This is a genomic window from Lentilactobacillus kefiri (assembly GCF_009739535.1).
GTDB classification, from domain to species: Bacteria; Bacillota; Bacilli; order Lactobacillales; family Lactobacillaceae; genus Lentilactobacillus; species Lentilactobacillus kefiri.
In genome coordinates, this window is sequence record NZ_CP029971.1 from 730601 (window position 1) to 742862 (window position 12262).

12 protein-coding genes are annotated in these 12262 nt (G+C 42.5%); 6 read left to right on the forward strand and 6 right to left on the reverse strand.

The window, feature by feature from the left end; translation table 11 throughout:
- Window positions 1-40: 40 nt before the first annotated feature.
- The 5 genes from DNL43_RS03755 to DNL43_RS03775 all read right to left on the reverse strand — a co-directional run bounded on the left by DNL43_RS03755 (window position 41) and on the right by DNL43_RS03775 (window position 6346).
- Entirely contained in the window at window positions 41-985 is a 945-nt protein-coding gene (locus DNL43_RS03755) for an L-lactate dehydrogenase (RefSeq protein WP_056983122.1), read from the reverse strand.
- Between the two features lie 94 nt (window positions 986-1079).
- The gene (locus tag DNL43_RS03760; RefSeq protein WP_056983120.1) at window positions 1080-2153 is read right to left on the reverse strand and encodes a hypothetical protein; all 1074 of its coding nucleotides are present in this window, start codon (window positions 2151-2153) and stop codon (window positions 1080-1082) included.
- 303 nt (window positions 2154-2456) lie between these two features.
- The gene (locus DNL43_RS03765; RefSeq protein ID WP_054769537.1) at window positions 2457-3380 is read right to left on the reverse strand and encodes an L-lactate dehydrogenase; all 924 of its coding nucleotides are present in this window, start codon (window positions 3378-3380) and stop codon (window positions 2457-2459) included.
- A gap of 315 nt (window positions 3381-3695) precedes the next feature.
- Window positions 3696-5336 carry a peptide ABC transporter substrate-binding protein gene (locus DNL43_RS03770; RefSeq protein ID WP_056983118.1) on the reverse strand — a complete coding sequence of 547 codons (1641 nt, stop codon included), beginning with the start codon at window positions 5334-5336 and terminating at the stop codon, window positions 3696-3698.
- Between the two features lie 380 nt (window positions 5337-5716).
- Window positions 5717-6346: a histidine phosphatase family protein gene (locus DNL43_RS03775; RefSeq protein ID WP_056983116.1), complete on the reverse strand. Its 630-nt coding sequence runs from the start codon at window positions 6344-6346 to the stop codon at window positions 5717-5719.
- A gap of 368 nt (window positions 6347-6714) precedes the next feature.
- Here DNL43_RS03775 and serC point away from each other — a divergent pair, with 368 nt between their 5' ends.
- The 6 genes from serC to DNL43_RS03805 all read left to right on the forward strand — a co-directional run bounded on the left by serC (window position 6715) and on the right by DNL43_RS03805 (window position 10924).
- On the forward strand, window positions 6715-7791 hold the full coding sequence (serC, locus tag DNL43_RS03780) for a 3-phosphoserine/phosphohydroxythreonine transaminase (protein ID WP_054769538.1): 1077 nt from the start codon (window positions 6715-6717) through the stop codon (window positions 7789-7791).
- Between the two features lie 11 nt (window positions 7792-7802).
- Window positions 7803-8969, forward strand: a complete 1167-nt coding sequence (locus DNL43_RS03785) for a phosphoglycerate dehydrogenase (RefSeq protein WP_054769539.1) — start codon at window positions 7803-7805, stop codon at window positions 8967-8969.
- Between the two features lie 233 nt (window positions 8970-9202).
- Window positions 9203-9358 (forward strand): type II toxin-antitoxin system HicA family toxin, encoded by a 156-nt coding sequence (locus DNL43_RS03790; RefSeq protein ID WP_263863751.1) that lies wholly within the window; start codon window positions 9203-9205, stop codon window positions 9356-9358.
- Window positions 9359-9378: 20 nt separating this feature from the next.
- Window positions 9379-9789 carry a type II toxin-antitoxin system HicB family antitoxin gene (locus tag DNL43_RS03795; RefSeq protein WP_056983114.1) on the forward strand — a complete coding sequence of 137 codons (411 nt, stop codon included), beginning with the start codon at window positions 9379-9381 and terminating at the stop codon, window positions 9787-9789.
- Between the two features lie 151 nt (window positions 9790-9940).
- Window positions 9941-10255, forward strand: coding sequence for a DMT family transporter (locus DNL43_RS03800; protein ID WP_056983112.1), 315 nt, complete (start codon window positions 9941-9943; stop codon window positions 10253-10255).
- Between the two features lie 117 nt (window positions 10256-10372).
- Window positions 10373-10924 carry an NUDIX hydrolase gene (locus tag DNL43_RS03805; protein ID WP_054769542.1) on the forward strand — a complete coding sequence of 184 codons (552 nt, stop codon included), beginning with the start codon at window positions 10373-10375 and terminating at the stop codon, window positions 10922-10924.
- Window positions 10925-10979: 55 nt separating this feature from the next.
- On the opposite strand, the gene DNL43_RS03810 is transcribed toward DNL43_RS03805, so the two are convergent.
- A complete protein-coding gene (locus DNL43_RS03810) occupies window positions 10980-12251 on the reverse strand; it encodes a dihydroorotase (RefSeq protein ID WP_054769540.1) in 1272 nt (423 codons plus the stop codon).
- Window positions 12252-12262 lie beyond the last annotated feature (11 nt).

Consider the following 12262-nt stretch of genomic DNA (forward strand, 5'->3'; position numbering starts at 1 on the left):
TATGCATTAGTTAATGAAAAAGTGTTCTATGGCGTTATCATTATTCGGTCGCAAAATTATTTTCTTTTGATTCTTCAAATTTTTCTTTAATGATGTTGGCGCAATTTTGAAGCTTATCAAGTTCTTCATCTGTTAAGTCAAGTTGCAGTTGTTGGATAATTCCGTCACGCCCCACAATTGCGGGATATGACAAGTATGAATCAAGTTCCTCGCGGTAATTGGATACCGGTAATTCAGTCTTGGCATCATTTAACACAACGTTTGCCAAGCGCACAGCCGCACTGGCAATGGCATAGTTCGTGTAGCCCTTGCCACGGAAAACTACGAAGCCGTCCATTCGAGCATCTTCATCAATTTGGTCGAGATCCAAGCCCTCTTTGACTGCCAGTTCAGTGATTGGCTTACCAAGAACCCGAACCGTCGACCATGCGGTAAACTGTGAATTCCCGTGTTCACCCAAGTTGTACCCGGAAACGGAACGGGGATCGATATCCAGCTTCTTGGCAACGGCACGTTTCATTCGTGACGAGTCCAATAAAGTTCCGGTTCCAATGACATGCTTCTTCGGCAAACCGGTAACTGCCTGATAAATTGATGTGATTGCGTCAACCGGGTTGGTAATCACAATTAAGATTCCGTTGAAACCGGAGTCCTTAATTTTCCCCGCAACCGAAGCAGCTGCCTTTTGTGTGAACGGATATTCGATAAATCGGTCGTTGCTTGGGTTGTCACGTTGTAACTGAAGTTTGCCAATTGCAGAAATGACAATATCTGCGTCTGCCAGCTCACCGTAATCGTTCACGGCGATGTTAGTATGGGTTGGCAGGTTGGCCATTGCATCTTCAAAGTCCAAAGCATCCGCTTTAACCTTTTTCTCATTAACGTCGATTAAGACCAAATCATCCGCAAAGCCGCCGGACACTATGTAATGAGCCACCGTTGAGCCCACGCTTCCCATTCCAATAACACCAATTTTTCTTGTCATCAAATCACCTCAGAATTTTTTATAATGATGAAATCATAACACACTGAGATGTCAGTTCAACACCAAATTTTCATTTAATGAGATTTATTCCAATTTAGTGGAATGTATTTTGCCAAATATTTGCCGTCAAATAAGGCAACTGCCTTGCCCGTTTTTGAATTTCTTTTAACCGATAAGTCAGCATCCGATTAAATGACCGGCGAAAGTCTTTGCCGTTAGTTGCGTGCTCAGTTCCGGAAAATCTCTGAATGCCGCTATTATCCCGATATTCAATCGTAATGTCACGCATCAGCCACTCGTGATTCTTCATATACCGCATGACGGCGTTCGGTGTCGATACCGCCAAACTTATTCTGGTCAAAAATTGTTCATTATCAGCCTGATCACGGTAGTATGCGGCTTCCCGTGCTGAAATATAATTTGTATCGGCCACAAGCAACTGATTGTCCAGTAGCGACTGAAACTTATTATAAACTGTGAGCTGACGAGTTCCTTCCGGGTTATCGTACTCAATACGACTGAGCTCATATTCCTGATGAGCATTGAGTTCCTGAGTAATGTGTTGCCTGGTCCCAATCTCCCCAGTCATTTGAACATGAAAGTTATTCATAATAAGTGGCATGTCCAACGTGAACACCATTTTTGAAATTTGAGGGGCCGTCAAAATTGGCAGAACTTTTTCAACTAACAGTCTTATCAACGGTTCTTCCAATACATTTAAGAATCGGTTGGGGTGAATCGTTAAGGTCACTTTGACATCATGGCTTGGGCTCCCGGGTATCCGCTCACTGGTAATCGCAAAGTATTGACTAACTGTATAGCCAAATCCAAGCGGGCTGCGGACGACATACTGGGTCGCATCAAACAATTTATAGTCATGATAAAGAATAATACTTTGATAATCATCCTGACCGGTTACCGGCTCTTCACCATTCCGCTGCTTTTTTGGAAATTTGGCCACCAGGCTTTGAAGCCTGAGGTACTGCTGCTGGCTCATGGTGCTGGTTAAATTGATCGTTTCAATTTCAAACTGCAGTTTTTTAGCTGGATAATTGATCCGGCGATGGGAGAATAATTCGGTCATTTTCTGTTGATAGGAATAATTCAGGCTGCGATACTCAGCTGAATTGTATCCATTTGGGTGAAACGCTTGATCGTTATTTAGCAAAATTTATTGCTCCATTCATTATTAATTGCTTCAATTCTAGGTCGAGCATGCCACCATGTCAAACTCGAATTTATTTTTGCGGCAACGTTGACAGACCGATTCTTTCGCGTTATAATATAAGTATATTAACAATTCGAGTTAGATAATTTGATTTAAACCTTTGGTGCTTCAGTACCAGAGGTTATTTTTTTGTCCCAAAACGAACATTGATAAGCAACGTTTCCAGGATCCTTACAATGCTAAAAGCCCTCCAAGAATGATAGTATTCTTGGAGGGCTTGATGATTTACTTTATATTGAGTGATTATGCCATTGATTCTTTAAACTTCGTCTTAATGTAGTTAGCGGAGATTTGGAGTTTCTTTTTCTCCTCATCGGTTAATTCTAATTGCACCTGTTCGATAATTCCGTCACGGCCGACAACTGCCGGATAGGATAAGTAAGTTCCAAGTTCTTCACGATAATTGGATACCGCCAATTCAGTATGGGCATCGCTCATAACCGTATTTGCCAAGCGAACGGCAGCGGTATCCACACCGTAGTTGGTATATTTTTTACCGTGGAAGACGTTGAAGCCACCTTCTCTGGCAGCCTTATCCAAAGCATTTAAATCAAGCCCACGTTCTTTTGCGACCTCAGTGATTGGCCGACTGAGTACCCGAACCGTTGACCAGGCAGTAAACTGAGAGTTTCCGTGTTCACCTAAGTTGAAGCCGGTTACCGATCGTGGATCCAAATTCAATTCTTTGGCAACGGCCCGCTTCATTCGTGACGAGTCAAGTAACGTTCCGGTTCCGATGACATGTTTCTTGGGAAGTCCCGTAATCTGTTGGTAAATAGAAGTAATCACGTCAACTGGATTGGTAATTGCGACAATGATGCCGTTAAAGCCTGAGTCCTTAATCTTTTGAGCAACGGATTTAACCGCCTTGCTGGTAAAGGGTAATTCAGCAAACCGATCATCGTTGGGATTATCCTGCAGCTTAATGTTTCCCAGGGCTGAAATAATCACATCGGCATCCTTCAATGCTGAATAATCATTGACGGTAATGTTGGTGTGAACCGGTAAATTCGCCATTGCGTCTTCAAAATCAATTGCGTCGGCGTTTACTTTGTCTTCATTAATATCAATTAATACCAAGTCATCTGCGAAACCGTTGGCAACTATGTAGTGTGCAGCGGTAGAGCCTACGTGGCCCATTCCTATAACGCCAATTTTTCTTGTCATCTATTATCACCTCAAAAGTATTTGTTGAAACGATTTTATCATGTTAAGTGAGCATTTTGTCATAAATCTCTCATTTTATTCTAAATAAATTTTGCATCATAAAAGGTGTCCAAATGAAAAGGGGCTGAGACAAAATCATTCACTTTTGTCCAGCCTCTTTTTTCGTTATTCCATATTACTTTGCTAAAACGTGCGACAATCGGCTGATCCCAGCCATTTAAGAGCATAAATCAATCATTCCAAAACCAGGAATAATCGATTTATGCTCTTAAATTCTGGGATCAAAACGCCTCTTGTCCCACTCTCATCTTTTTTCTATTTCATATAAGCATACTTGTAACTCCACTGAGTTCCGGCTGTGTTATGAATAATGCCTTTTACAGCAGGCTTTTGCAGGTATGACGTTACTTGTTGGTACAGTGGTGTCATCCCCTGATCCGCATTAAATAACTTAGCGGCTTTTACCAGATCAGACCAACGTTTGTCAGCGTTGTTGGCATCCTGATTTTGAGCCTGTTTGATCAGTTTATCATAGGCAGCATTACTGTACTTGCCACTATTATATGATGTGCCAGTCTCTGGAATCTGCAGGAATGAAATTGGGTCGTTGAAATCAGCACCCCATCCTGAAAGTGAGAGATCGAAGTCACCTTTTAAGACTTCCTGATTAGCAACCTGACCCGGAACATTTCTGATGTTCAGCTTAAATCCAGGCAGATCCTTTTGAAGTTCCGACTTCATGTACTGAGTAATTGGGCTGCTTGTCGGGTCATCATTGGAAGATGTGATGGTCAACGTCACGTTTTTGGTTCCCAAGGCTTTAAGCCCCTTTTGCCAATGCTGCTTAGCCAACTTAACGTTATAGTCCACAGTGTTGGGAACGGACTGTTCCTTGGCAAAGTCTTCGCCGGTCTTAGGATTCTTGGCAAGACCTGAAGCCACAAAACCGGTTGGGGTATCGGAGCCGTCTCCTAAGACCTTCTTGGTAAGCTGCTCACGATTGATTGCCAGTGAAATGGCCAATCGGATATCTTTATTGCTCATCGCCTTACGCTTGGTCAGGTTGGCATCCTTAAAGTTGTATTTAATATAGCCAATATAAGAGTACGGATATTGTTGAAATTCTTTATTGTTCTTATAATGCTTAACTTGCTCGTTTGAAAGTGGCGTTAAATCAAGTTTACCTTGTTGATACAGTTCAAGACCGGTAGATGGGCTGGCAACAACGGTATACTTGATTTTATGAAGCTTAACAACGCTCTTGTCCCAATACTGATTGTTCTTAACGAACTGCCATTTGTTGCCGGTCCCGTTCCAATTTTTGATGGTAAAGGGTCCTGAGTAAACCATGTACTTGGAGTTGGTACCGTATTTCTTGCCATATTTATCAACAACTTTTTGATTTTGTGGGCCAAATAAAGGATAGGCCATCAATACTTTGAAATAGGCAATTGGCTTTTCAAGTTGAATCTGGACGGTCTTGCTGTTGAGGGCTTTGATCCCGATCTTATCCGGTGATAATTTACCGGCATTAACCTGATCAGCATTCTTAATGCCACTGAAGAGATAAGCATAGGTCGACTTGGTGCTTGGCTTCAATGTTCGGCGCCATGAATAAACAAAGTCCTGAGCGGTAATTTTGTCGCCATTACTCCATTTAGCGTTTCGGAGCGTAAACGTCCAAGTCTTACCGTCTTTGGAAACTTTGGCGCTCTTGGCAAGTCCTGCCGTTGGTTTACCGCCCTTTCCCAATCGGTAGAAACTCTCAAAGGCATTACCGGTTGAACCGTAACCGGTTGATTTGGAAATATCAATGGTATCAAGTGGCGCGGTTGAGCTGAGATTTAAAGTTTGCTTCTGACTGTTGGACTTGGTTGCCGTTTGGCCACATGCGGCCAGTGTAATGGTTAAAATACCGACAAAGGCCAACAATAACAGTGATCTGAATTTTCGCATGATTATTCCTCCAAAGAATGACTAATTTTCGTTCACTTCAATCAACATCTGACTACACACAGCAACCGCCACCTTCAATATTTTATCGTTCGAGGTCCATTCATCTTGATAAACAAAAAGAGTGCCTCACCCAACGCTAAACGCTGAATGAAGGCACTCTTGGTATTCATGATTTTGGATGGCATCCCAAACTTTTAGTCTGAGAGCCTTATCCTAAAATCGAATCGTTTACCAAAGAAGCCACGATCAGCGCTAACCTGAGCTTGACACATTGAACAGCACATGAATTTAGCAACTGACATTTGCATGAATGGCTTCCTCCTCTTTCGTTACTTGATGCAATAAATATAAATGATTAGAAAACGTTTGTCAAACGTTTGTTAAAAATGAGAATTAACAACCCGATTGTAGTATCTGAGATAATACGAATTATTTGAAACGTCTCTGGTAATCCGGGTGACACTGGTGTTGTCCGGCTCTTCAATGACCATCATATCTGTCGGGCGACCGATGGCAGCCAATACCGCAGCTTTAATCGTAAAACCATGGGTGATCAAAACAATTTTTTGGTCAGGATACTTAGCTGAAACTTCAGTCATGAAAGCATCGATCCGGTCAATCACATGGGAAAAAGTCTCACCATCCGCAACGGCGGCATAAGTCGGCAAAGCATCATTGAGAACATGATCGAATAATTCCGGATATTTGCTCATCAGATCGGCGTTCTTTTCACCATCCCAGCTGCCATATGAAATTTCCAGAAGCCGTTTGTCATAAGTTACCGGTAAGTTCGCGTCTCGATTTAAGATGGCTGCAGTATCCTTTGTCCGCTGTAGTGGGCTTGCAATGATTTGATCCGCAAACGAGATATCGAAACCTTTCCGCAAACTTTCCGCCTGTTTCTTTCCGGTTTCCGATAAATAGGTTATTTCTGTATTAATGGTCCCCTGCTTCAGTCCGGCAGCATTTGCGGCCGTTTGGCCATGCCGTACAAAGTAAAAGTCAGTCATCTAATTGCCTCCAAGTCACTTATCTATTATTTATTGAATTTACCATGTTATTTATGCACTTGCAAACATTCATGTTAGAAATATATTCAAGAATAGTGTTGCTTTTATCTGAGAGTTCTGTTAAATTCTAATTATAAGAAATGGAGGTCGTTCACATGAACATTATTTTAGCTGCCAACACAATGACATCATCCTCCTGGTCCACAGTCACATCTGTGTGGGCTATCTTTTGAAATGCATGATTTTACAAAAGGCCTTGCATAGATGAATCTTTTTCATCACTGTGAGACCGCTAATAACGCAAGTTTGAAGCTCTCACAGTCGATAAGTCTGTGGGAGATTTTAATTTTAACAAAGGAGATTTGGTAATGACTATCTATAATTTTGCGGCTGGGCCCGCAACCCTTCCTGATTCGGTAATTAAGCAAATTCAAGACGAACTGCCTTCAATTAATGGCAGTGGCATGTCCATCATGGAGATTTCACATCGTTCCGCATTGTTCGACAATATCATTAACACCGCCGAACAAGACGTGAGAGATTTGATGCACGTTCCCGAAAACTACCATGTCTTGTTCTTCCAAGGGGGTGGCACAGGGCAATTTGCTGCGATACCAATGAATTTGGCAACCAATCACAAACGGATTGCTTTGTTAGACAGTGGTCACTGGGCATCCCGTGCCGGCGATGAAGCAACCAATCTCGGTTATCAAGTCGACGTGCTGGCATCCACCAAGGATCAGCATTACCAAGAACTGCCGCACTATGATGAGCCAATCTCCTCAAATCAATATGATTATCTCCATATCACAACCAATAACACGATTGAAGGAACCGCGTATCACAAGATTCCGCAGCACGGTGATGTGACATTAGTCGGCGACTTGTCGTCCAACTTCATGGCCGAAGAATATAATGTCAAAGACTTTGGCTTAATCTTCGGTGGCGTTCAAAAGAATCTTGGACCAGCCGGAGTCACGTTGGTAATTGTCCGTGATGATTTGGTCAAACCGGTTAAGCACATTCCAAGCATCCTCAACTACAACTTGTTTGTTAAGAAAAATTCGATGTTTAATACCCCACCCGTCTTCAACATTTACGCAACCGGATTGGTCCTGAAATGGCTGAAAGACCAAGGTGGCATTGCCGAAATCGAAAAGCGCAACAAGCAAAAAGCATCCCTACTCTACGATTTTCTCGACGATTCAAAATTATTTGCCAACCATATTAAAGAATCCGACCGCTCGTTAACCAACATTCCATTCACAACCGGTGATGAAGATTTGGACAAACAAGCCATTCAAGCAACTGCCGAAGCCGGCTTAATGAATCTGAAAGGTCACCGAAGTGTCGGTGGCCTGCGGGCAAGCCTATACAACGCAATGCCGCTTGAAGGTGTTCAAGCCTTAGTCGACTGTTTACACAACTTCGAAAAACAACATTAGGGGGAATTCACATGTATCAAGTAAAAACATATAATGCAATTGCTCAAGCCGGGTTGGATCAATTTACCGACAACTACCAAATCAATAAAACCGACGATGCGGATGCCTATCTTATTCGTTCGGTCAATCTTCATGACCAAAAGTTCCCAAAGAGCTTAAAGGTCATCGCCAGAGCCGGTGCCGGATTTAACAACATCCCACTGGATCAGGCAACTGAAAATGGCACAGCAGTATTTAATACCCCCGGAAGTAATGCCAACGCCGTAAAGGAATTGATCATCTCATTATTAATTGCATCATCACGAAATCTCTTTGCCGCGGCGGACTATGCTGCCCATAACAGTGGTGCCGACATTTCATTACGCACTGAAAAGGATAAGACCAAATTCAAAGGAACTGAACTAACTGGTAGAACTTTGGCAGTTATCGGGGTTGGCCACGTCGGCTCACTGGTTGCCAACGCCGCCAGTGCCCTGGGTATGAAAGTGATTGGCTACGACCCTTATTTGTCGGCTGATGCCGCATGGCACATCTCGACCACCATCACCCGTGCCAACACTCTGGGGGAAGCTCTCCAACAGGCAGATTACGTGACCGTCCACGTTCCAAAGAATGAAGAAACAACCGGTTTAATTGGACCTGAGCAAATGGAAATCATGAAGGATGGCGTCAAGCTGTTCAATTACTCGCGTGACGGGATTGTTGATAACGAAGCAGCTGTGGATTACTTGGATGCCCGCAAGATTCGAACTTACTATACCGACTTTGGTGAAAACGTCTTATTAAATCGTGACGATGTCGTTGTTACGCCACATATCGGTGGTTCAACCCTGGAAGCTGAAGCGAATGGTGCCACTCAAGGTGCCAACACCATCATGACCTATTTGGAAACCGGAAATATCGAAAATTCAGTTAACTTGCCAAATCTCAAGGTGCCGTTTAACACCCCCTATCGTCTTACTCTGATTCATAAGAACATTCCCAACATGGTTGGTCAAATTGCGACTTTGCTGGCCGAAGCCGACATTAACATCGAAGGTATGAGCAACGCAGCTCGTGATGGGGTTGCCTACACGATCGTTGACCTGGATGATCTTAAAAACGAAGAGGAACATAAGCTGGTTGATCGGTTGAGCAAGATCGATGCTGTCTATCGAGTACGAGTGCTACAGAAATAAAAATATTAATCCATAGAAGTGAACTGGCCCCTTACAACCAAACAAATTTTGGTTGTTAAGGGGTCAGTTTTTTGTACTCTAATAAATAATTATGCTGTATTTCACCGTAATTATATTTATAAGGCAGCTACGGATGCACGACAAAGATACTTTGTATCTGTTTGACGTACGTACGGCGCACGTATAAAATATAAGAAAGTGGGGACAATATCTCCATGAAACGAAAATATCTTTTGAAATTATTTACTCACGGCGGATGGTATTTGTATCGACATGGTGGAAATCATGATATTTGGACTAATGGCAAAGATAAAGAAGTCATACCAAGACATCCAGACATCAATGAATTTCTTGCAAGAGATTTAATTCGAAAGCATCACTTGAAATAACATATTAAATGGAGGCAATCATGAAAGATAAGATAGTTGTTTATCCGATCATCATTTCCAAAGATCCAAAAGATAAGTCAGTCCCTTATATTGTCAGCATTCCTGCATTAAATGGACACACTCAAGGAACTTCAATCGAAGATGCCATCGAAATGAGCCGTGATTATATTGGCTTAAAAGTCATGGATTTAATTGATGATGGGATGGCTGTTCCCACTTCAATCTATGATATTCCAAAAACTGAACCGGATGAGTTGTCCACATTAGTAGATGTCAATATCAGTGCCTATCGTCGACAACATGATTCTCAACCAGTCAAAAAAACAGTTAATATTCCCCACTATTTAAATGAAAGAGGTATGGAATCAAATATTAACTTCTCAAAGCTGCTCACACAAGCTTTGGAAAGAAAACTAGGTGTCAAGAAGTAGCACCAAAATTCACTTTCAAATTCAAATGTGCTACACTAATATCAACTTCATATTCGACTGCCACCGGGCAGCAACTTTAGGTACTTTTTACAATTCCGTTAGGTCTTAGAAGGAATTGTGAGGGGTACCCTTTTTCTTTAGGAGGATTTTTATGAATTGGGTATTTTTAGTTATTGCGGGAATCTTTGAAGTTGTTTGGGCAACCGCCATGAAATATAGTCACGGCTTTACTAATCTAATGCCATCCATCGTCACAATTGCCGGCATGCTGATCAGCTTCTTCTTATTAGCTCACGCGACGAAAACACTACCGCTCAGCATTGCCTATCCGGTGTGGACAGGAATTGGTGCAGTTGGAACGGTCATTGCTGGGATTGTTTTGTTTGGGGATAAAATTTCTCCAATTACGTGGGGATTTGTGATCTTACTGCTCGTCAGCATCGTAGGCATTAAAATGACCAGTTAATCAGGTTATGAGAAATATGATATGATTTATTCAGCGTGTAAATTCATTTATCATATTTCCAATCAAATTAAGCTCAGTTGCTTAATGTTGCCTTTGGTTGAAAAAGGAGATCAAAAAATGTTCAAAACATGGCATCAACCCGGAAAGATTCTTGATGATAAGAATGTCTATAAGGGCCGCGTGTTTGCGGTTGATCAGCTTCATATTAAGACACCAGACGGCTTGAAAGTGGAACGGGATCTTATCAAGACTGATCCGACAATCACAATTCTCGCCATATCACCTGATCAAAAAGTGGTTATGACCAGTGAATACAGAGCCGGTGTCAACAGTGATTCAGTTTCCGTTCCTGCGGGAATTGTGAACCCGGGTGAAACGGCTGAGCATGCGGCAGCCCGCGAACTGCGTGAAGAAACCGGCTACGTCGCTAAGTCCGTGACCAAAATGACTCGAATTACTTCTTCTGAAGGTTTTATGGATCAGTTTGCTGATTTAATGCTCATTAAATTCAATCCAGAGGAACGGGTTCCCCGCCATTTTGACAAGGATGAATTCGTCAACAGTGAATTGGTGCCACTTGATCAGGTAGTTGAATGGGTCAAAGAAGGCAAGGTGAACACCGCCCAAGCCGTTTCATCAATTGGCTATTATATGATGTTTCTTAAATAACAAAAAAGCTATTGTTCACCGAGTTAGGAGTCTCGATAAACAACAGCTTTTTAATTTATTTTGAATAGACGATTTTTCCATCCACCAAGGTCATCACAGTGTCGCCATATACGGTTTCGCCTGTGAATGGTGAATTCTTACCTTTTGATAAGTACTCGCTCTCTTTGATTTCATGTTCATCTTTCAAATCAAAGATTGCAATGTCAGCCGGCTTGCCCACTTCAAGGGTTCCGGCATTTTTCATTTTAAACACGGATGCAGGTTTGTTGGTCATCCAGTTAATCAATTGTTCCAAAGTGAATCGACCGGTCTTAACAAATCTGGTGTACAGCATGCTAAATGCCGTTTCACTTCCGGTAATTCCAAACGATGCAGTCGCAATTGATTGATCCTTATCTGCCTTGGTGTGTGGAGCATGATCGGTGGCAATCATATCGATGGTGCCATCCAGCAATCCTTCGATTAATGCTTGTCGATCATCCTCTCCACGCAGAGGCGGATTCATTTTATACATTGAATTGTCTTCTTTTATGTTTGCATCTGATAATAACAAATGATGCGGTGATACTTCCGCGGTCACGTTAATTCCGGCTTGTTTAGCAGCTCGAATCACGTTGACGGTATGTTTGGATGAAGCGTGGCAGACATGGTAATGAACACCAGTTGCTTCTGCTAGGATCACATCTCGGGCAACCTGTGACGTTTCACTAACCCATGGCATTTCTTTCATGCCAAGACGCTTGGCTGCTCCACTGTTCAAGACGCCGCCGTATGTTAAGGCATCATCTTGAACGTGTTCAACAATTGCCATATCCAGCTTAGCGGCATGTTGCATTGCTTCATACATCGTACTGCTCTTTTGAATCCCATTGCCGTCATTGCTAAATGCAAAGGCGCCGGCATCCTTTAATGCTTTGAAATCAACCAGTTCATCACCGCCACGATTGGTCGTGATAGTTGCATATTGCTTGATATGAACAACCCCATCGGATTGGTTCAATTTAATTAAAGCTTCTATATTATTAACCGAGTCTGGCGCAGGGGTAACATTGGGCATTGCACAAACGGTGGTAAATCCACCATGAGCTGCTGCTTCACTACCGGTCTTAATCGTTTCCTTGTCTTCTTGACCAGGTTGACGATAATGCACGTGCACGTCAATCAAGCCGGCACTGACAAAGTTCCCTTTGGCATCAATCACATCATCAACACCATCAGTTGAAATCTTAGGGGCAATTGCTGCCACCTTGTCATCTTCAATTAAAATATCGCGCTTAACTAATTCTCCATGATCAAGGACTTGTCCGTTGGCAATTATGCGTTTCATCAGTTGAGATT

What these genes read in the sequence shown, in the direction of transcription:
- DNL43_RS03755 (WP_056983122.1), bottom strand. Translation starts at nt 985, where the DNA reads ATGACAAGAAAAATTGGTGTTATTGGAATGGGAAGCGTGGGCTCAACG.
- DNL43_RS03765 (WP_054769537.1), bottom strand. Translation starts at nt 3,380, where the DNA reads ATGACAAGAAAAATTGGCGTTATAGGAATGGGCCACGTAGGCTCTACC.
- DNL43_RS03770 (WP_056983118.1), bottom strand. Translation starts at nt 5,336, where the DNA reads ATGCGAAAATTCAGATCACTGTTATTGTTGGCCTTTGTCGGTATTTTA.
- DNL43_RS03775 (WP_056983116.1), bottom strand. Translation starts at nt 6,346, where the DNA reads ATGACTGACTTTTACTTTGTACGGCATGGCCAAACGGCCGCAAATGCT.
- serC (WP_054769538.1), top strand. Translation starts at nt 6,715, where the DNA reads ATGACTATCTATAATTTTGCGGCTGGGCCCGCAACCCTTCCTGATTCG.
- DNL43_RS03785 (WP_054769539.1), top strand. Translation starts at nt 7,803, where the DNA reads ATGTATCAAGTAAAAACATATAATGCAATTGCTCAAGCCGGGTTGGAT.
- DNL43_RS03795 (WP_056983114.1), top strand. Translation starts at nt 9,379, where the DNA reads ATGAAAGATAAGATAGTTGTTTATCCGATCATCATTTCCAAAGATCCA.
- DNL43_RS03800 (WP_056983112.1), top strand. Translation starts at nt 9,941, where the DNA reads ATGAATTGGGTATTTTTAGTTATTGCGGGAATCTTTGAAGTTGTTTGG.
- DNL43_RS03805 (WP_054769542.1), top strand. Translation starts at nt 10,373, where the DNA reads ATGTTCAAAACATGGCATCAACCCGGAAAGATTCTTGATGATAAGAAT.
- DNL43_RS03810 (WP_054769540.1), bottom strand. Translation starts at nt 12,251, where the DNA reads ATGAAACGCATAATTGCCAACGGACAAGTCCTTGATCATGGAGAATTA.